Genomic DNA, 18,740 nt, shown 5'->3' with positions numbered 1-18,740 from the left:
CGCCGCTCGCCGGGGGGCGGCGGTCACTTCTCCGGGCGGGTCAGGTGGGCGAAGGCGTCCAGGTTGCGCGTGGACTCGCCGCGCGCCACCCGCCAGGCGTACTCCTTGCGGATCGCCGTCGCGAACCCGAGCTCCAGCAGGGTGTTGAACGCCCCGTCCGCCGCTTCCAGGACCGAGCCGAGCACCCGGTCCAGCTCCTCCGGCGTCACCACGGACAGCGGGAGCCGGCCGGTCAGGTAGACGTCGCCGAGGCCGTCGACCGCGTACGCCACCCCGTACAGCCGCAGGTTCCGCTCCAGCAGCCAGCGGTGGACGGCCGCCTCGTTCTCGTCGGGGTGCCGGATCACGAACGCGTTCAGCGACAGCGAGTGCCTGCCCAGGCGCAGCGACAGCGTGGTCGACAGCTTGCGCGTGCCGGGAAGGGTGACGACGTACGAACCGGGCTCCGGGGACTCCCAGGTCAGCTCGGCGTCGGTCAGCGCGGACTCGATGATCTTCCGGGCGTCAGCCATGACGCGAGCGTACGCCACGGCGGTGTTCGTGCATGGCGGCGGTGTACACGTCGGCCGTCCCGGCCGCCGCCGCGTCCCAGCCGAAGGACCCGGCGTGCCGCGCGGCCGCCCCGCCCAGGCGGTCGGCCAGCCCCGGGTCGACGACGAAGCGGCGCAGCGCGGCCGCGTAGTCCGCCGGGTCGTGGCCCCGTACGAGGAAGCCGGTCGAGCCGTCCCGGACGGCCACCGGCAGTCCGCCCACCGAGGCGGCGACGACCGGGGTGCCGGCCGCCTGGGCCTCGATGGCGACGAGCCCGAAGGACTCGCTGTACGAGGGCATGACGAGGACGGACGCGGCCCGGAACCAGTCGGCGAGCCGCTCCTGGTCCACCGGCGGGTGGAAGCGCACGACGTCGGCGATGCCGAGCCGCGCGGCGAGCTTCTGGAGGCCCTCGGGCTTGGCGAGGCCGCTGCCGCTGGGCCCGCCGACGACGGGGACGAGCATCCGGGACCGCAGGGACGGGTCCTGGTCGAGCAGCAGGGCGGCGGCCCGCAGCAGGATGTCGGGGGCCTTCAGGGGCTGGATGCGCCCGGCGAAGACGGGGATGAACGCGTCGGCCGGCAGTCCGAGGCGGGCGCGGGCGGCGGCCCGCCCGTCGGCGGGGCGGAACCGGTCGAGATTGACGCCCGGGTGGACGACGGCGACCTTGGCGGGCTCGGCCTCGTAGAAGCGGACGAGCTCGTCCGCCTCCCCCGCGGTGTTGGCGATCAGCCGGTCGGCAGCCCGCACGATCTGCGTCTCGCCGATGACCCGGGCCGGCGGCTCGGGGGCGTCGCCCTCCGCGAGCGAGGCGTTCTTGACCTTGGCCATGGTGTGCATGGCGTGCACCAGCGGGACGCCCCACCGCTCGGCGGCGAGCCAGCCGACGTGGCCGGAGAGCCAGTAGTGGGAGTGGACCAGGTCGTAGTGGCCGGGCCGGTGCCCCGCCCAGGCGCGCATCACGCCATGCGTGAAGGCACAGAGCTGGGCGGGCAGCTCCTCCTTGGCGAGCCCTTCGTACGGGCCGGCGTCGACGTGCCGCACGAGCACGCCGGGGGCCAGTTCCACGGCGGCGGGGAGGCCCCCGGCGGTGGCCCGGGTGAATATCTCGACCTCGATGTTGATCGCGGCCAGGCGCTTGGCCAGCTCCACGATGTAGACGTTCATGCCGCCGGCGTCGCCCGTGCCGGGCTGGTGCAATGGGGAGGTGTGGACGCTGAGCATGGCGACCCGGCGCGGCACGCGCGCCCGCCCGGGCAGCCGGAGCCGGTGCGGACCGGCGGTCCGGTGCGGCCCCGCCAGGGCGCCGGCGAACCGGGACACGTACTGGCTCACGTCGGCAGTCCTTCCGCTGTGCGGGCACGGCAAGCGGAGGACACGCGCGCGCCGGTGCGTACGGCCCTCCCGTCAGCGTCAACAGCGGACCCGGGCCCCCGCATTTCCGCTTTGCCAATTCATTACGCGTCCGGTCGGCGGGTGCACGGGGTACGGGGAGGCGCCCGCCCACCGCTTACCCTCGTGCCCATGGCCCCGCGCACCACCCGCCCCGTCGGCACCCCGACCCGCGGGACCACCAACCCCAACCGCCTGCGCCGCATGGACCGCTGGATCGCCGCCGTCCACGGCGCCGCGCTGCGTCGCTGCGAGGGCCCGCCCACGGCGGTGGACCTGGGGTACGGGGCCGCTCCCTGGACCGCCGTCGAGCTGCTCGACCGGCTGCGCGCCGACGCCGACCCGCGCGCCCGGGTCGTCGGCGTCGAGATCGAGCCCGCCCGGGTGGCGGCGGCCCGGCCGTACGAGCGCGACGGGCTGACCTTCGTGCACGGCGGCTTCGAGGTCCCGGTGGACGGCGCCCCGGCGCTGATCCGGGCGGCGAACGTGCTGCGCCAGTACGACGAGGACGAGGTGGCGGAGGTGTGGGCGCGGCTGTGCGCGCGGCTGGCGCCGGGCGGGCTGCTGGTGGAGGGGACCTGCGACGAGATCGGGCGGCGGCACGTGTGGGTGGCGCTGGGGCCGGAGGGGCCGCGGACGGTGACGTTCGCGACGCGGCTCGGTTCGCTGGAGCGGCCCTCGGACCTGGCGGAGCGGCTGCCGAAGGCGCTGATCCACCGGAACGTGCCGGGCGAGCCGGTGCACGCCTTCCTGCGGGACTTCGACCGGGCGTGGGCGGCGGCGGCCCCGTACGCGTCGCTGGGCGCCCGGCAGCGGTGGATCCGCACGGCACGGGACCTGGCGGCCGACTGGCCGCTGGTGGACGGCCGGCGCCGGTGGCGGCAGGGCGAGCTGACGGTGCGGTGGCCGGCGCTCGCGCCGGGCTCGTACTGACCGGAGGGGCGCCCGGCGACGCCCGACGCGGCCCTGCACGGCCCCTCCGCGGGGCCCGGCGGAACGGACCGGGACGATCTTCCGTCCCCTTCGGTGGGTACGGCCCTGTCGTTTTCGCCACCGCCGTGGCACCATCTCGGACGGCACCCAAAGTTACTGACGGTAAATCAGATGGGGAGATGGGGGAGTCCGTGAACCGACGCCGCTGTGCCTCCGCCGCGATCGTCGTGGCCTGCGCTCTGACCGTGCTGGCGTCACCGGTACAGGCCGCGTACGCGGCGCCCGCTCCGCCCACCGTGCCGCCCTCCTCGCCCGGCGCCCCCGCGCTGCCGGGCACCCCGTCCCCCACCGCCTCCGGCAAGAGCCTCGACGAGGTACGCCGGGAGATCGACGCCCTCTACCGGCAGGCCGCCTCCGCCACCGACGCGTACAACCTCGCCGACGAGCGGGCGAAGAAGCAGTCGGCCGAGATCGTGCGGCTGGCACAGGCGATCGTGGACGGCCGGGCCCGCATCGAGGACCTGAGGAACCGGGCCGGGGCCGCCGCCCGCGCCCAGTACCGCAACGGCGGCCTACCGGACGAGGCGCGGTTCGTCCTCACCGACGACCCCCAGCTCTTCCTGAACGGCGTCGGCCGGCTCCAGCAGGGCCAGAAGGCCACCAAGGACCTCCTGGCCGAACTGAAGCAGCGCCAGGCGGAGTTGGAGGCGTACACCAAGGACGCCAGCGCGCACTGGACCGAGCTGGAGGCCAACCGGCTCCAGCAGGCCAGGACGAAGAAGCGGATCGAGACCAAGATCGCCGCGGCGAAGGCGCTGGAGTCCCGGCTCCAGGCCGAGGAGCGCGCCCGGCTGGAGCGGCTGGAGCGGGACGAACAGGCGCGGGCCCAGACCGCGTGGCTCGGCTCCGGTGTACTGAAGGGGATCGGCGGCAGCGCCAGCCCGCAGGGCAGGAAGGCGATCGCCTTCGCGTCCGCGCAGCTCGGCAAGCCGTACGTGTGGGGGGCGGAGGGCCCCGGCTCGTACGACTGCTCGGGGCTGACGTCCCAGGCGTGGGCGGCGGCGGGCAAGGGCATCCCGCGCACCTCGCAGGAGCAGTGGCGGCTGCTGCCCCGGATCGACATCAAGGACATGCGGCCCGGCGACCTGATCATCTACCACGCCGACGCCAGCCACGTCGGCATGTACATCGGCGACGGCGCGATCATCCACGCGCCCCGCCCGGGACGGAACGTGACGGTCGCAGGCGCCGGCTCGATGGCGATCCTGGGGGTCGTACGCCCGGACAGGTGAGGCGCGTCCCGCCTCCATGCCCGCGCCCCCTCCCCGCCCGCGCGCCCCGCCCTACCGCCCGCGAGCCCCTCCCCGGCCCTCTCGTGCACCGCGCTCCGTACGCGCCCCTGCCGGATACGTCCGGGATGTGACCGGGCCAACACACAGCGCGTGACGTTCGTCATGGCCCGGTGCCCAACTACCTCCCGCCGTGCGGCATATGCCGCCGGCTCTTCGCCGATCACCATTCCGTTCGGCCGCCGGGGACCGCTATGGTCCCCGTCTGGTGGTGCGTCGTCCGACGGGCCACCGCCCTCGGGGGGAGGGAAGGAAACCGAACCGATGCCCGTACCCGTACCGCGACAGAGGGTGAGCAGTCCCGGCCAGGCCGTGGTCCCCGAGACCACAGCCGCCGTCACGGACCTCACCCTGCTGGTGATCGAGGACGATCCGACGGGCACGTTCACCGTTCCGGAGCTGACCGACGCGTCCGGCTGCCGGGTCCGCATCCGTACCGCCCGCAACCTCACCGAGGCCGAACGGCTGCTCACCGACGACGTGCACTGCGTGCTCGTCGACCTCGCGCTGTCCGCCGCCCGCCCGGACGACGACCGGCTGGCGCCGCTGCACCACGTGCTGCGCCTCGCCCCCCGCCACGCCGTGCTGGCCCTGACCCCGTCGGGCGACACCGAGCTGGCGAACGCGGCGGTACGGGCCGGTGCGCAGGACCACCTGTGCCGCGAGGAACTGGACGGGCCGCTGCTCAGCCGGGCCATCCGGTACGCGGTGGAACGCAAGCGGGCCGACTCGGTACAGGTCAAGCTGGCCGAGTCACGGCTGCGCGCCCAGGAGAACGCCCGCCTGGAGCGGGGCCTGCTGCCCACGCCCCTCCTCCAGGGCTCCGACCTGCGCTTCGCCGCCCGCTACCGGCCGGGCCGCTCGCGCGCGCTGCTGGGCGGCGACTTCTACGACACCGTCCGGACGCCGGACGGGACCGTGCACGCCATGATCGGCGACGTGTGCGGGCACGGGCCGGACGAGGCGGCGCTCGGGGTCGAGCTGCGCATCGCCTGGCGGGCGCTGACGCTGGCGGGCCTGTGCGGTGACGAGCTCCTCTCGACGCTCCAGCAGGTGCTGGAGCACGAGCGGGACAACGAGGAGATCTTCGCGACCCTCTGCACGGTCGACATCGCGCCGGACGGGCGCCGCGCCGGGCTGTGCCTGGCGGGCCACCCCTCGCCGCTGATCGCACGGCACGGCCGGGCGGCCCAGCTCCTGCCGTACGAGGACGGCGGCCTCGCCCTGGGGGTGTTGCCGCGCGCCCGCTGGCCGCGCCGCCAGGTGGAGCTGGGCGGCGCGTGGAGCCTGATGATGTACACGGACGGGCTGATCGAGGGCCGCTCGGCCGGCCCGGGCTCGCCCCGGCTGGGCCAGGACGGCATGGTCGAGATGATCAACCGCCAGCTCGCGCAGGGCCTCGGCGGCGAGGAGTTGCTGGAGGCCGCCGTGGCGGAGGTGCGGGAGCTGAACGGCGGGGAGCTGACGGACGACGTGGCGGTGCTGCTGCTCGCCCGCGAGCGGACGTCCGGCGAGGGGCCCGCCGCCCGCAGGTCCCGCCAGGGCCGGGCGGCCGGCCGCCGAGCGCCCGGCAACCGCTGAGGCCGCCCGTGCCCGCGCCCCCAGGTGGGTGGTCCCGCCGGGCTAGCGGCCGCCGTTGTACGGGCCGTACGGACCGTCGCTGCTGGAACCGCCGCCGCGCCGGCCGCCGCGCCCGCCACCGGACACCTGCTGGAGGGCCGGCCGTACGTCGACCATGAACACGATCGACGCGACCAGGCCGGCGATCTGGAGGAACAGCATCGGCACCAGCAGGTTCACCGCGACCGTGACGCCCAGGATGACCAGCCAGAACATCTTGGTCTGCTTGTCGGCGGCCCGGTAGGCGTCCTCGCGTGCCGTCACCGCGATGAACAGGGCGACCACGGCGATCAGGAGCATCGCGAGGTTGAGCAGAAAGAGGAACGTGCTGAATCCTGCGAGCAACATACTGAGCACCGCCTAGTCAGTGGGTGGAGCGCCTCGCGGCCAAGGTACCGGTACAACGCCCCGGCCACCCCGAACGTGCCCGGCGGCAGCCGGGCGACACGGGGTGGCCGGTACGTCAGGGCGGCCCCGGGCGGCGGGCCCGGGCGGCCGGTGGGGTCACGCGTCGGGCGCGGTGGTCTTCTTCGCCGCCGGCTTGCGCGGCGTGGGCGCCTTCTTCGCGGGGGCCGGCTTGGCGGCGGCGGGCGCCTCGGCCGGGGCGGGGGCCTCGGTCCTCGGCTCCGGGTCCGGCTCGACGGCGATGGCGATCTCGTTGATCTCCTCGGCCGCCTCGCCGCGCCACTGCTTCACCGCCTGCTCGCCGTGCTCGGCGACCTTCTCGTACGTCTCCCGCGCGCGGACCGCGTACTCGGCCGCCACGCCGACGCTGCGCAGCGCGAGCTGCTGGGCGCTCTCGCCGAGCTTCTTCAGGTCGGTGTCCAGCGAGCCGATCACCTCGGTGACCTTCGCCTGCACGGTGGCCTGGGCCTCCTTGGCCTGGGTGCTCACCTTCTCCTGCACGACCTTCGGGTCGGTGTGGCGCACCGCGTCGATGCGGGCGGGTGCCTCGGCGGCGATCTGCTCGATGAGGCCGGGGACCTTCTTCGCCTGCCGCACGGCGAGGTCGGCGGTACCGGCGGCGAAGTAGAGGGGCGTGCGGAGTTCTTCGATGATGGCCACGGCTGTGGTCCTCCCGGATCGCGGAGTCAGAGTTCGGGTGAGGTGCCGTCCTCGGTAGTGTGCTCGGCACCCTTCGTCTCCGTATCGAGTCCGTTCTCCTTGCGGAACGAGTCGTAGATCTGGAGCAGCACCTGCTTCTGCCGCTCGTTGATCGACGGGTCCGCGAGGATGACGGCACGCGTCTCCAGTTCCTCGCGCTCCCGCTCGTCCAGGATCCCGGCCCGCACGTACAGCGTCTCGGCGGAGATCCGCAGCGCCTTGGCGACCTGCTGGAGCACCTCCGCGCTCGGCTTGCGCAGCCCGCGCTCGATCTGGCTCAGATACGGATTGGACACCCCGGCGGCATCGGCGAGCTGACGCAGGGACAGCTGCGCGCTGCGCCGCTGCTCGCGCAAGTACTCGCCGAGATTGCCGACGTTGAGTGATGCCATGCCTCGATGGTGCACCCCATTGCTAACTTTTGCAAGCAGGCGCTTGCAAAAGTGTGACGCGCTACGACGGTCCCCGCACCATCCACTTTCGGATAATCCGTTACGGATCCACCGTGGGTACGCTGGGACCATGACCGCCATGTCTCCCGCCCGCACCGAGCCCGACCTCTCCTTCCTCCTCGACCACACCAGCCATGTCCTGCGGACCCGGATGTCGGCCGCCCTCGCGGAGATCGGCCTGACGGCGCGCATGCACTGCGTCCTGGTCCACGCCCTGGAGGAGGAGCGCACCCAGATCCAGCTCGCCGAGATCGGCGACATGGACAAGACCACGATGGTGGTCACCGTCGACGCCCTGGAGAAGGCCGGGCTCGCCGAGCGCCGCCCCTCCAGCACGGACCGGCGCGCACGGATCATCGCGGTCACCGCCGAGGGCGCCCGGGTCGCCCGGCAGAGCCAGGAGATCGTCGACCGCGTCCATCAGGAGGCCCTCGGCTCCCTGCCCGCCGGTGACCGCGAGGTGTTCCTGCGGGCACTGAAGCACCTGACCGAGGGGCACCTCGCCACGCCGGTCGAGGGCCCCCGGCCGGCCCGGCGGGCACGCCAGCGGGAGAGGTGACACCCCGGGCGGCCATTTGATCCGCAGCAGATCGTCTACAACAAAACTATCTGCTACGGTCTCTCCTGTCGGGTCCCATGACAGGAGAGACCGCCATGTCCTTCGCACCACGCACCCCACGCACCTCGCGCGACCCGCGCGCTCTCGCCCTCGCCGTGCTCGCCGGCGGCATGCTGATGACCGTCCTCGACGGCAGCATCGTCACCGTCGCCATGCCGGCCATCCAGAACGACCTGGGCTTCTCCCCCGCCTCGCTGAGCTGGGTCGTGAACGCCTACCTGATCGCCTTCGGCAGCCTGCTGCTGCTGGCCGGACGGCTCGGCGACCTGATCGGGCGCAAGCGGATGTTCCTCGCCGGCACGGCGGTTTTCACCGCCGCCTCGCTGCTGGCCGGGGCAGCGGGCTCGCCCGCCGTACTGATCGCCGCCCGCTTCCTCCAGGGCGCCGGCAGCGCGATGGCCTCCGCCGTCAGCCTCGGCATCCTCGTCACCCTGTTCACCGAGGCCCGCGAACGCGCCCGGGCCATCGCGGTGTTCAGCTTCACCGGAGCGGCGGGCGCCTCCCTCGGCCAGGTGCTCGGGGGCGTCCTCACCGAGGCGCTCGACTGGCACTGGATCTTCTTCATCAACCTGCCGATCGGGCTCGCCACCCTCGCCCTCGCCGTCCCCGCCCTCCCCGGCGACCGCGGTCGCGGCCTCGCCGCCGGGGCCGACGTCATCGGCGCCGCCCTGGTGACGGCCGGTCTGATGCTCGGCATCTACACGGTCGTCGAGGTCGAGGCGTACGGCTGGACCTCCGCGCACACGCTGGGGCTCGGCGCGCTCGGCCTCGCCCTGCTCGCAGCCTTCGCCGTGCGCCAGGCCACCGCCGCCGCACCGCTGATACCGCCGCGCGTCCTCCGCTCCCGCAGCGTCGCCGGGGCCAACCTGGTCCAGATCCTCATGGTGGCCGCGCTGTTCTCGTTCCAGGTGCTCGTGGCGCTCCACCTCCAGAAGGTCCTCGGGTACGGGGCCGCCGCCACCGGCCTCGCCATGCTCCCTGCCGCCGCCGTGATCGGCGCCGTGTCGCTGGGCGTCTCCGCCCGCCTCAACGCCCGCTTCGGCGAGCGCAACGTCCTGCTCGCCGGGCTGGTCCTGCTGATCGGCGTCCTCGGACTGCTCACCCGCGTCCCCGTGCACGCGCACTACGCCGTGGACCTGCTCCCCGTGATGCTGCTCGCCGGCGGGTTCGGGCTCGCCCTCCCCGCGCTCACCACGCTCGGCATGTCGGACGCGGGCGAGGACGACGCGGGGCTGGCGTCCGGGCTGTTCAACACCACCCAGCAGGTCGGCATGGCGCTGGGCGTGGCGGTCCTGTCCACCCTCGCCGCCTCCCGCACGGAGAGCCTGCTGGCCGGCGGCAGCGGACGGGCCGAGGCCCTCACGGGCGGCTACCGGCTGGCCTTCGCCGTCGGTACGGGACTCCTCGTCGCCGCCCTCGTCGTCGCGGCCACCGTCCTGCGCCGCCCCCGCACCCCGGCGCACCCGGCCGCCGGCGACACTCCGGCGGCGGCGCCCGGCGAAGCGCTCAGCCCCGCCGCAACGGCGTAGGCAGCGGCAGGTGGTGCAGCACGTCGAGGCGGGAGACCGCGCGGGTGAGGACCACGTACAGCCGGTTCAGCCCGCGCGGCTCGGCCGCCACGATGGCGGCCGGCTCGGCGACGACGACGTGGTCGTACTCCAGGCCCTTGGCGAGCGTGGCCGGCAGCACCGTCACCCGCGGCCCGGTCAGGCCCGCCTCCTCCAGGGTGGCGCACAGCCCGTCGACCGCCCCCTCCGCGGCGATCACCCCGACCGAACCCTCGCGGTCCAGCGCCGCCCGCACGGCACCCGCCACCGCCGCCGGCACGTCCCGCACCTCGCGCACCGCCACCTCGCCGTCCCGGCGCAGCGACCGGCCGGGCGGCACGTCCACGTCGAGCGCCTCCAGCAGCCGGTTGGCCAGCGCGACGACACCCGCCGGGACGCGGTACCCGGCCGTCAGGGCCACCACGGGCACCGACGTCCGGCCCAGGTGGGCGAGCTGCTCCGCCCAGTCGCGGGCGGCCCACGGGGTGGTGCCCTGCGCCAGGTCGCCGAGGACGGTCAGGGAGCCGAAGTCCGCGCGGCGGGCGACGGCGCGGCACTCCATCGGGGAGAGGTCCTGCGCCTCGTCGATCACGATGTGCCCGTAGCCGGCCGGGCGTTCCACCAGCCCCGCCAGCTCGTCGAGCAGGACCAGGTCGGCCGCGCTCCACTTCGCCGACCGGTACGAGCGCGGCGGCCGCGACCACCGGAGCGCCGCCCGCTCGGCACCGGTGAGCGCCGGGTCGCACGGGTCCGTGAGCAGGCCGGCGAGGACCTCCTCGGGCGTGACCGCCGGCCAGCACGCGTCCACCAGGGCCGACACCGCCCGCGTCCGGCCGATCCGCCGCGTCCACGCCGCGCTCCTGGGACCCGCCCGCCGCTCGGCCTTGAGCTGGATCGCCCGCACCACCCGGCTGCGCACCCGCTCGCGCCCCACCGCGTAGGGCGGCGCCTCCGCCCGCACCTCCGCGACGATCGCCGCCAGCTCCTCCAGCGGGACCCGCCAGCGGTAGGACCCGTCGGGCACGGTCAGCGGCTCGTCGGGGGCGCCGGTCCGCGCGTACAGGGCGCGGTGCAGGACGCCGGCCATCCGGGCGTCGTGCTTGACCAGCGCGGCGGCGGGGGTGTCGTGGGCGCGCACCTCGTGGCCCCGGTCGATCTCGTCCAGGAGCGTCGACTGGCGGACGTCCGACTCCCCGAGGGCGGGCAGGACCCCGGAGACGTACGACAGGAACGTCCGGTTGGGGCCGAGGATCAGCATCCCGCCGCGCCGGACTCGCTGCGGGTGGGTGTAGAGCAGGTACGCCGCCCGGTGCAGACCGACGGCCGTCTTCCCGGTGCCGGGGGCGCCCTGCACGCAGAGGGACTCGGTGAGCCCGGCGCGCACCAGCTCGTCCTGCTCGGGCTGGATGGTGGCGGCGATGTCCCGCATGGGCCCGACCCGGGGGCGCTCGATCTCGCCGGTGAGGATGGCGCCGGTGAGGGCGGGGGTGGGGGCGGGGCCGGTGGGAGCGGGGCCGGGCCCGCCTGTCTTCCCGGCGGCCAGGTGCTCGTCCTCCAGTCCGGTGAGGTCCGCCGAGTCGCCGTCGCCGGCCGGCGCCCAGCCGAACCTGCGCCGCACCAGGACCCCTTGCGGATCGTGGGCGCTCGCCCGGTAGAAGGGGCGGGCGACGGGCGCGCGCCAGTCGACGACCAGCGGCGGGGCGGCCGGGTGCTCGCCGATCCGGCGGCGGCCGATGTGGTGGTGGCTGCCGTCCTCGTTGTCGAGGCGGCCGAAGAAGAGCGGGCCGCGCGGTTCCTCGCGCAGTTCCTTGGCGCGGCTGCGGAGGCGGCGGCCGAGCACTTCGGCGTCGGCGCCGGAAGCGGAGACGTCCTCTCCGGTGACGACGTGGTCGGCGGCACCGGCGACCATGCGATCGAGCGCGGCGCGGCAGCAGTCGTGGTGGGCCCGTTCCTTGCGCAGTTCCTGGTCGAGTGACGTCATGCCACCCAGAATACCGTTACTCAGTAACGTTTCTTTCCGAGTATGAATATGAACGGAAGATGACACCCTGCGTAAGTCCACGCGTACGCACGGGTAACGAGTGGGGTTCCGTTGACACTCTCCGTATCCGGAAGCTAACTTCGCGGCGTCGTCGCCACACCAGGAGCACGAGGCTCTTCGGGACTAGCGACGCGAAGGACCTCCCAGTTGACGACTGACACCGTCTTCGAGATTCCGCCCTTCACCGCTCCGGACCCCGCCGCCGGCCTCTTCCGGGTCCAGCCCTACACCGCCCACTGCCGGGTGATCCACGCCGAAGGCGCCCACGCCGTCATCGGCGTCTCGCCCGGCAACAGCTACTTCTCCGCCCGGCGCGTCACCGACCTGGCCCGCTGGGGCACCACCCACTTCGACCGCGTCGACTTCGTCTACACCGACCTCCACGTGGCGGAGATGTACGAGGCCTCGGGCTACACCGCCGAGGACGCCCGCCGCAAAGCCGTGAAGAACCTGCGCGGCGTACGCGCCAAGGTGACCAACGCGGTCGCCGCCGTCGACCCCGACGGGCGGCGCCTGCGGGCCCGGCCCATGTCGGCGTTCCTGGACAACCCGGCGTACCGCGAGATCCACCGGCACCTGATGGACCGGCTGGCGACCGACCAGGACTTCCGCACCACGTGCGACGCCCTGATCGACGCCTTCCTCTCCTCCAAGGTCCTGGACGGGAAGGCCCCCACGGCGCGCCAGCGCGCGGTGTGCGTCGAATACGTCTGCGCCGAGGCGCCCCTGTTCCTGGACACGCCCGCCATCCTGGGCGTCCCCTCCTCCCTCAACTGCTACCACCAGCTCCTGCCGATGGCCGAGCTGCTCTACTCGCGCGGCTCCGGGCTGCGCGCCTCCCGCAACCAGGGCCACGCCGTCGTGACCCCCGCCGCACCGCACCCGGGCCCGCACCCGGACTCGCACTCGCACCACGCACCGCCGCACGCCGCTGAAGGAGACACCGCCGATGTCCGTTGAGACACTGCCCGACGAGCTCGTCGACTTCCCCTTCTCCTGGCGCGGCGACCGGCTGCCCCCCGAGATCGAGCTGCTGCGCGAGGAGCCGGTCAAGCGCGTGCGGACCATCGCCGGGGACCAGGCCTGGCTGGTGTCCTCGCACGCCCTGTGCAAGCAGGTCCTGGAGGACCCGCGGTTCAGCCTCAAGGACACCTCCGCCCCGGGCGTCCCGCGCCAGTACGCCCTGACGATCCCCCCGGAGGTCGTCAACAACATGGGCAACATCACCGGGGCCGGCCTGCGCAAGGCCGTGCTCAAGGCGCTCAACCCCAAGGCGCCCGGCCTGGTGGAATGGATGCGATCGGCCGCCGCCGACCTGGTCGACCGCATCCTCGCCGACGGGGCGCCCGGTGACCTGCGGGGGCAGTTCGCCGATCCGTACTCCGCCGCCATGCACTGCCACATCCTCGGCATCCCGCCGGCGGACGCGCCCCGGCTGATGCGCAGCCTGGACATCGCGTTCATGAACTCCGCCTGCCCGATCGCCGGTGCCAAGCTCAACTGGGACCGCGACATCGCCTACATGGTGGAGCGCCTGGACGACCCCGCCACCACCGGGCTGATGGCCGAACTGGCGGCGCTGCGCGAGGACCCGGCGTACGACCACCTCACCGACGAGATGCTGGCGACGGTCGGCGTGACCATGTTCGGCGCCGGGGTCATCTCCACCTCCGGGTTCCTGACCATGGCCCTCGTCTCCCTCATCCAGCACCCCGAGCTGAAGGACGAACTGCTCGCCGACCGCGACAAGATCCCGGCCGCCGTCGACGAGCTGCTGCGGATCAACCTCTCCATCGGCGACGGCCTGCCCCGCCTCGCCCTGGAGGACGTGACGCTCGGGGACGTGCGGGTGCGCAAGGGCGAGCTGGTGCTGGTGCTGGTCGAGGGCGCCAACTTCGACCCGGAGGTCTTCACCGACCCGCACACCGTCGACCTCACCCGCGAGAACAGCACGGCCCACCTCTCCTTCGGCGGCGGGCGGCACTACTGCCCCGCGACCGCGCTCGGCAAGAGGCACGCGGAGATCGCCCTGGAGACCCTGCTCGACCGGATGCCCGGCCTCGCGCTGGCCGTCCCCATCGAGCAGTTGGTGTGGCGCACCGGCTTCATGAAGCGCATCCCGGAGCGGCTGCCCGTGATGTGGTGACCCGCCGCGCCGGAAGGGACCCGGGCCGCCGCTCCGAGGAGGGAGCGGCGGCCCGCCGGCCCCCGGCGCCCACCGGGCCCGTGCGGGCTATGCGGGCCGTGGGGGCCGCGGGCCCGCCGGGCCCCATGGGGGCCGTCGTTCAGAGGGGCAGCCCCCGCGCGAGCTGCCGGAAGGCCAGGGCGGCGGCGGCCACCGCGTCGCCTTCGACCGCGTCGGCGGACTCACCGGCGGCGATCCGCCGCCAGTTCTCCTCCGCCAGGATCCGCTGTACGGCGATGACCTGACCCGCCGCCAGCCGGGCCGCCACCCCGTCCCCCAGCACCTCCTCCAGCGCCCGGGCCAACGCCTCCTCGGAGGCGCCCTGGTACGCGTACAACCGCGCGACCAGGCTGGGCGTCCCGTACAGCAGCCGGTGGAAGGCCAGCACGTCCGGGTGGTCGTTCAGCCCGGTCACCGGGTCCCGTCGGGCGAGTCCGTCGGTGACGTGGCGGTGCAGCGCCTCCAGGGGCCCGACACCCGCCGGCCGCCCCCTGACGACCCGCGCCGCCTCCTCGCGGTGATCGGCGAACCGGTGCAGGACCAGGTCCTCCTTGGCCGGGAAGTACCGGAAGAGCGTCGGCTTGGAGACCTCGGCGGCGGCGGCGACCTCGGCGACCGAGACGCGGTCGAAACCCCGCTCCAGGAAGAGGGTGATCGCCGCTTCGGAGATCGTCCGGTACGTCCGCTGCTTCTTGCGCTCGCGCAAGCCCATCTCGCCGCTCATGGCGCCGAGCCTACGCACCCCCCGCCGCTCGCCCGGCCGTGACGTTCCTGGGTCCCCCGCGCCTCAGGCCGGGGAGGCGCGGCGGGCCGCGGCCCGTACGGCGGTGAGCACCGGCTCCAGCGACGTCACCACCCGCTCCGCCCCGGCCCGGCGCAGCAGTTCGGCGCGGTCCTCGTCGGCGCCGTGGCCCAGGAACGGCACGCCCGCCTCCCGGGCGGCGGCCAGGTCGGCGGGCGTGGCGCCGATCAGCAGGGACGCACCGGGCGCGGCGCCCAGCGAGGCGAGGGCCCCGTCGACCCGGCCGTGCACGTGCGCGCCGAAGCACCCGGCCAGGCCCCGCCCGGCGAGGTAGCGCCGCACCGCCGCCGGGGGCGCCTCCGCGACGACGGCGAGGCCCGTGCCGATCGCCGCCAGGGTGCGGACCAGCGGATCGGCGTACGGCGTGGGCCACGCGGCCCCGGGGGGACGGAGCCGGCAGAGCGGCCCGTCGAAGGCGAACAGGACGTGTTCGGTGCCGCCGATGACGTCGATGAGGTCGTCGTACACAGCTTCCGCCCGGAGCTCGGGGTCAGGGGTAGCACGAGGGTGCCAGATCCCGCCGGGCCCGCACAGGCCCCGGACCGGTCCCGGGACGGCCCCGGGCAGTCCCCGGACCGGCCTTGGAACGGGGGACCGCTCTAGAAGATGTCCGGGCACCACGGCCGGCGCGGGGTGCGCAGCAGCGCGTCGGCCGCGGCGGCCGCGCCGGGCACGGTCTCCTCCACCCGGCCGAGGGCCGCGAGCCGTACCGCGGACTCGTCGCCCAGGTACAGCGTCGCCAGCTCCCGCACGTCCATGGTGAGGTCCGCCCGCGCGGTGGTCGGCGCGCAGGACGCGCCCTCCGGCGAGGCGTCCAGCCGGAAGCGGCCGCCGGACAGGCCGGCCGGGTCGCGCAGCTCCAGGACGAGGGAGCCGGAGCCCGTGTACGTCCGCGCCTCCAGGCAGCGCACGACGTCGAGGATCCGCACCCACAGCAGGTCGGCGTGCGTCGTGACGCGCGCCGCCCGGGGGTCGGGCAGCAGCAGCGGCAGCAGGTCGTCGGGGGCGCGGTACCCGGTGGTGAGCGTGGTCATCCAGTCGATCGAGCAGACGAAGTGCCACAGCGCGCGCTCGGCGGCCGGCGTCACGGCCATCAGGTCGCGGACGGTCGCGCCGCACTGCGGCCGCTTGGCCTCCCAGGTGTCGTCGGTGGTGTAGCTGACGTACCCCTCCACCTCGCCGGACGCCCCGCGGTACAGGGCGTGGAACGGCTCGGTCCAGGAGTGGTCCACCAGGCGCACCGCGCCCGTGGCGACGTCCCAGCCGCGCTGGTTCCGGCTGACCATGCCGTGCCGGACGGCCCGGACCCGGTCGTGGAGCCCGGGGCCGGTCTTGCGGATGTCCTCCGCCGTGACCAGGTCGACGCGGCCGCCGTCCTCCGGGCCGGACCAGCGCGGGTCGAGACCGGCGCGCCGCACGTCGACGGTCCATTCGGTGGTCCAGGCGGCCGGGCCGTACCCGTACCGCCCGTAGATCGGATACTCGGCGGCGATCAGCGTCGAGACCGCGTCACCGCGCTCCCTGGCCGCCGCGAGGTCCGTCGCCATCATGCGGCTCAGCAGCCCGCGCCGCCGGTGCGTCGGCGAGACGGTCACGTTGGTCACCGCGCTCGCCGGGACCCGGGCGCCGCCGGGCACGGTGAGCTCCTGCGCGAACGAGCGGAAGGTTCCCACACAGCGCCCGTCGTCGAACGCGCCCTGCGTACGGGCGAGGTCGACGTACGGGAGGCGCTGGGCGACCTCCTCGTCCGGCACCACCGGCGGCTGCATGAAGCCGGTGCGCCGGGCGCGCAGCCAGTCGGGGAACTCGGGCTCGGTCACCGTGCGGACGTCGACGCTCATGCGCGCCACGCTAGGCCGCGCCCCGCGGCGGCCGCACCCGGTTTTCCGCCGGGCCCCGCCCACGGCCCGGGCGGCCCCTCCACGAAGGCCCCCGCCCACGGCCCGGGCGGCCCCTCCACGAAGGCCCCCGCCCACGGCCCGGGCGGCCCCGACGTCAGAACGCCGCGCGGATCTCGCCCACCCGCTGCCCGCCGCCCAGCAGCGGGGTGTCGGCGATACGGCCGACCACGGGTGCGTCGACGTCCAGCATCCGCAGCGCCCGCGCGAGGACCGGGCCCAGCGCCCGCCCGGAACCGTCGTCGATCTTGAAGGCGAGCGCCCGGCCGTCCGGCAGGGCGACCGCCTGGACCGCCTCGGCGCCCATCTTGGACAGCGCCCCCGGCAGCTCACGCATCAGCCAGGTGTCCGGGCGCCGGGTCCCCGCCACGTACTCCGGGTGCGCGCGCATCGCGTCGGCGACCCGCCGCTGCGGCGTCCCCGGCTCGGCCAGCACGTAGGAGCGGAAGGCGCGGGCGAGGCCCACCAGGCTGATCGCCATCAGCGGCGCACCGCACCCGTCCGTGCCGACCGCCGTCACCGTCTCGCCGGACGCCGCCCGGACCTCGTCGAGCACCAGCCGCTGGAGCGGGTGCCCCGGGTCCAGGTAGGAGGCCGGGTCCCAGCCGTTCAGCGCGCAGGCGGCCAGCATCGCCGCGTGCTTGCCCGAGCAGTTCATGGTGATCCGCTCCCGGACGTTGCCGGCGGCCAGGTACGCCTCGGCCTCCACCGGGTCCAGCGGGAGGTCGGGCGGCGTCTGGAGGTCGGCCTCGGTGAACCCGTGCTCGGCGAGCAGCTTGCGGGCCAGGTCCAGGTGGAACGGCTCGCCCGAGTGGCTCGCGGCGGCCAGCGCCAGCCGCTCCCCGGACAGGTCGAGACCGGCCCGCAGCAGCGCCGCGGCCTGCATGGGCTTGTTGGAGGAGCGCGGGAAGACCGGCGCCGTCGGGTCGCCGGCCGACGTCTCGACGGTGCCGTCGGCCGCCAGCAGGACCAGCGACCCGCGGTGGTGGCCCTCGACGAAGCCCGAACGGACGACCTCGGCGAGGACCGGGGGTATGACGGCGGTGGCGGAGGAGGTCATGACGGCCGGCCTTCCGGGACGGTGACCCGCCGCCGCGTACTCAGCGGAGCAGGTCGTCTACTTGTGCTTCGCCTTCACGGTACCTGCGGGCGATCTCGGCGCTGCAATCGTCGGCCGTCCGCTGGAGCTGCTGCCGGCGCCGCGAGACCTGCTGTTCGTAGCCGGCCAGCCGCCCCATGGCGGCGTGCAGCTCTTCGTCCGTTCGGGCGGTCAGGTCCGACAGCTCGACCTCGGACAGCATCTCGGCGGCCAGCCGCCGGTACTCCTCGCCGCGCGGGGTGGTGAGCGTCACGTGCCGGGCCGACGACCGGTGCCGCGACGGCGTGTCCGCGAGGATCTCCGAGAGCCGGTCCACCACCGGGACCGCCGTTCCGCCGCGCCGCGCCAGCTCGGCGCGCAGGATGTCGATCCGGCCCTGGAGCAGCCTCCGTACGTAGCTCAGGTCCGCCTCGTCGCCGTGGGAGTCCCGGCGCAGCGCGCGCAGCTCCGGCAGCCGCATGGCCCTCAGGTCGTGCTGCCGCGCTTCGGGCAGGACGGCGTCACCGTTCCGCTGTGCCGGAGGCCGCAGTGCCCCTCTGCCACCGGCGCATGTCATCGGTACGGGATGTGGCGTCTGCCCGGCGCCAGGTGTGCTCATAGGAATCCGTCCCCTCGACCGGTGCATGGGGTCTCCCCGGGCCCGAAGGGCCGAGGGACAGCACCGCCTGAGAGGCATGGTGCCATTTGTGCCGGTGCCGGTGCAGGCGCCTGCACCCGTTCGGACGCGGATAGGTTGGTCCGTATGCGTGCAGTGGTACAGAGGGTCGACGGGGCCGAGGTCGTCGTCGCCGGGGAAACGGTCGGGAACATCGTCGGCGAGGGCTTGTGCGTGCTCGTGGGGGTCACCCACGAGGACACCCCCGAGAAGGCGGCACAGCTCGCCCGGAAGCTGTGGTCGGTACGGATCCTGGAGGGCGAGAAGTCCTGCTCGGACGTGAACGCGCCCCTGCTGGTGATCTCGCAGTTCACCCTCTACGGGGACGCCCGCAAGGGCCGCCGCCCCACCTGGAACGCCGCCGCGCCCGGTGAGGTCGCCGAGCCGCTGGTCGACGAGGTCGTGGCGCGGCTGCGTGAGCTGGGCGCGACGGTGGCGACGGGCCGGTTCGGGGCGGACATGCGGGTCTCGCTCACCAACCACGGCCCGTTCACCCTCGTCATCGACGTCTGA

Annotated in this window: 19 protein-coding genes; 8 read left to right on the top strand and 11 right to left on the bottom strand. The window is 74.4% G+C overall.

Annotated features, from left to right (window positions below; genetic code table 11):
* Positions 1-23 precede the first annotated feature (23 nt).
* Positions 24-512, bottom strand: a complete 489-nt coding sequence (locus ACF068_RS16560) for a YbjN domain-containing protein (protein WP_392274946.1) — start codon at positions 510-512, stop codon at positions 24-26.
* Entirely contained in the window at positions 505-1,866 is a 1,362-nt protein-coding gene (mshA, locus tag ACF068_RS16555) for a D-inositol-3-phosphate glycosyltransferase (RefSeq protein WP_392274945.1), read from the bottom strand. Before mshA ends, ACF068_RS16560 begins: the two co-directional genes overlap by 8 nt.
* 189 nt (positions 1,867-2,055) lie before the next feature.
* On the opposite strand from mshA, the gene ACF068_RS16550 reads away from it, so the two are divergent.
* The 3 genes from ACF068_RS16550 (at position 2,056) to ACF068_RS16540 (ending at position 5,786) form a co-directional block, all read left to right on the top strand.
* Complete coding sequence (locus tag ACF068_RS16550; protein WP_392274944.1) at positions 2,056-2,856, top strand: class I SAM-dependent methyltransferase; 801 nt, start codon at positions 2,056-2,058, stop codon at positions 2,854-2,856.
* A 191-nt stretch (positions 2,857-3,047) separates the two neighbouring features.
* Positions 3,048-4,148 (top strand): NlpC/P60 family protein, encoded by a 1,101-nt coding sequence (locus ACF068_RS16545; protein WP_392274943.1) that lies wholly within the window; start codon positions 3,048-3,050, stop codon positions 4,146-4,148.
* 321 nt (positions 4,149-4,469) lie between these two features.
* Positions 4,470-5,786: a PP2C family protein-serine/threonine phosphatase gene (locus ACF068_RS16540; RefSeq protein ID WP_392274942.1), complete on the top strand. Its 1,317-nt coding sequence runs from the start codon at positions 4,470-4,472 to the stop codon at positions 5,784-5,786.
* Between the two features lie 42 nt (positions 5,787-5,828).
* Here the strand turns inward: ACF068_RS16540 and ACF068_RS16535 are convergent, their stop codons facing one another.
* The 3 genes from ACF068_RS16535 to ACF068_RS16525 all read right to left on the bottom strand — a co-directional run bounded on the left by ACF068_RS16535 (position 5,829) and on the right by ACF068_RS16525 (position 7,321).
* Positions 5,829-6,173 (bottom strand): DUF2516 family protein, encoded by a 345-nt coding sequence (locus ACF068_RS16535; RefSeq protein ID WP_392274941.1) that lies wholly within the window; start codon positions 6,171-6,173, stop codon positions 5,829-5,831.
* A gap of 156 nt (positions 6,174-6,329) precedes the next feature.
* Positions 6,330-6,890 (bottom strand): hypothetical protein, encoded by a 561-nt coding sequence (locus tag ACF068_RS16530; protein ID WP_392274940.1) that lies wholly within the window; start codon positions 6,888-6,890, stop codon positions 6,330-6,332.
* Between the two features lie 26 nt (positions 6,891-6,916).
* Positions 6,917-7,321, bottom strand: a complete 405-nt coding sequence (locus ACF068_RS16525; RefSeq protein WP_392274939.1) for a helix-turn-helix domain-containing protein — start codon at positions 7,319-7,321, stop codon at positions 6,917-6,919.
* Positions 7,322-7,451: 130 nt separating this feature from the next.
* Here ACF068_RS16525 and ACF068_RS16520 point away from each other — a divergent pair, with 130 nt between their 5' ends.
* Positions 7,452-7,940: a MarR family winged helix-turn-helix transcriptional regulator gene (locus tag ACF068_RS16520; RefSeq protein WP_392274938.1), complete on the top strand. Its 489-nt coding sequence runs from the start codon at positions 7,452-7,454 to the stop codon at positions 7,938-7,940.
* 95 nt (positions 7,941-8,035) lie between these two features.
* Positions 8,036-9,529, top strand: a complete 1,494-nt coding sequence (locus tag ACF068_RS16515; protein ID WP_392274937.1) for an MFS transporter — start codon at positions 8,036-8,038, stop codon at positions 9,527-9,529.
* Here ACF068_RS16515 and ACF068_RS16510 read toward each other — a convergent pair.
* Positions 9,507-11,528, bottom strand: a complete 2,022-nt coding sequence (locus ACF068_RS16510; RefSeq protein ID WP_392274936.1) for a HelD family protein — start codon at positions 11,526-11,528, stop codon at positions 9,507-9,509. The genes ACF068_RS16515 and ACF068_RS16510 overlap by 23 nt on opposite strands.
* A 207-nt stretch (positions 11,529-11,735) precedes the next feature.
* Between ACF068_RS16510 and ACF068_RS16505 the strand changes: the two genes are divergently transcribed.
* Both ACF068_RS16505 and ACF068_RS16500 read left to right on the top strand, forming a co-directional pair.
* Positions 11,736-12,548 (top strand): tRNA-dependent cyclodipeptide synthase, encoded by an 813-nt coding sequence (locus ACF068_RS16505; RefSeq protein WP_392274935.1) that lies wholly within the window; start codon positions 11,736-11,738, stop codon positions 12,546-12,548.
* The gene (locus tag ACF068_RS16500; protein ID WP_392274934.1) at positions 12,538-13,734 is read left to right on the top strand and encodes a cytochrome P450; all 1,197 of its coding nucleotides are present in this window, start codon (positions 12,538-12,540) and stop codon (positions 13,732-13,734) included. The genes ACF068_RS16505 and ACF068_RS16500 overlap by 11 nt, the downstream gene beginning before the upstream one ends.
* A 139-nt stretch (positions 13,735-13,873) precedes the next feature.
* Here the strand turns inward: ACF068_RS16500 and ACF068_RS16495 are convergent, their stop codons facing one another.
* The 5 genes from ACF068_RS16495 to ACF068_RS16475 form a co-directional block, all read right to left on the bottom strand.
* Positions 13,874-14,497: a TetR family transcriptional regulator gene (locus tag ACF068_RS16495; protein ID WP_392274933.1), complete on the bottom strand. Its 624-nt coding sequence runs from the start codon at positions 14,495-14,497 to the stop codon at positions 13,874-13,876.
* Positions 14,498-14,560: 63 nt separating this feature from the next.
* Positions 14,561-15,043, bottom strand: coding sequence for an HAD family hydrolase (locus ACF068_RS16490; protein ID WP_392274932.1), 483 nt, complete (start codon positions 15,041-15,043; stop codon positions 14,561-14,563).
* 131 nt (positions 15,044-15,174) lie between these two features.
* Complete coding sequence (locus tag ACF068_RS16485) at positions 15,175-16,416, bottom strand: GNAT family N-acetyltransferase (RefSeq protein WP_392274931.1); 1,242 nt, start codon at positions 16,414-16,416, stop codon at positions 15,175-15,177.
* 154 nt (positions 16,417-16,570) lie between these two features.
* Entirely contained in the window at positions 16,571-17,533 is a 963-nt protein-coding gene (locus ACF068_RS16480) for an asparaginase (protein WP_392274930.1), read from the bottom strand.
* Between the two features lie 40 nt (positions 17,534-17,573).
* Positions 17,574-18,170: an ABC transporter substrate-binding protein gene (locus tag ACF068_RS16475; RefSeq protein WP_392274929.1), complete on the bottom strand. Its 597-nt coding sequence runs from the start codon at positions 18,168-18,170 to the stop codon at positions 17,574-17,576.
* A 144-nt stretch (positions 18,171-18,314) separates the two neighbouring features.
* Here ACF068_RS16475 and dtd point away from each other — a divergent pair, with 144 nt between their 5' ends.
* Positions 18,315-18,740 (top strand): D-aminoacyl-tRNA deacylase, encoded by a 426-nt coding sequence (gene dtd / locus ACF068_RS16470; protein WP_392274928.1) that lies wholly within the window; start codon positions 18,315-18,317, stop codon positions 18,738-18,740.

Source organism: Streptomyces sp. NPDC016309 (assembly GCF_043077235.1).
Lineage (GTDB): Bacteria > Actinomycetota > Actinomycetes > Streptomycetales > Streptomycetaceae > Streptomyces.
Note: the sequence above shows the minus strand (reverse complement) of the source record. Positions and strands in the feature narration are given on the sequence as shown.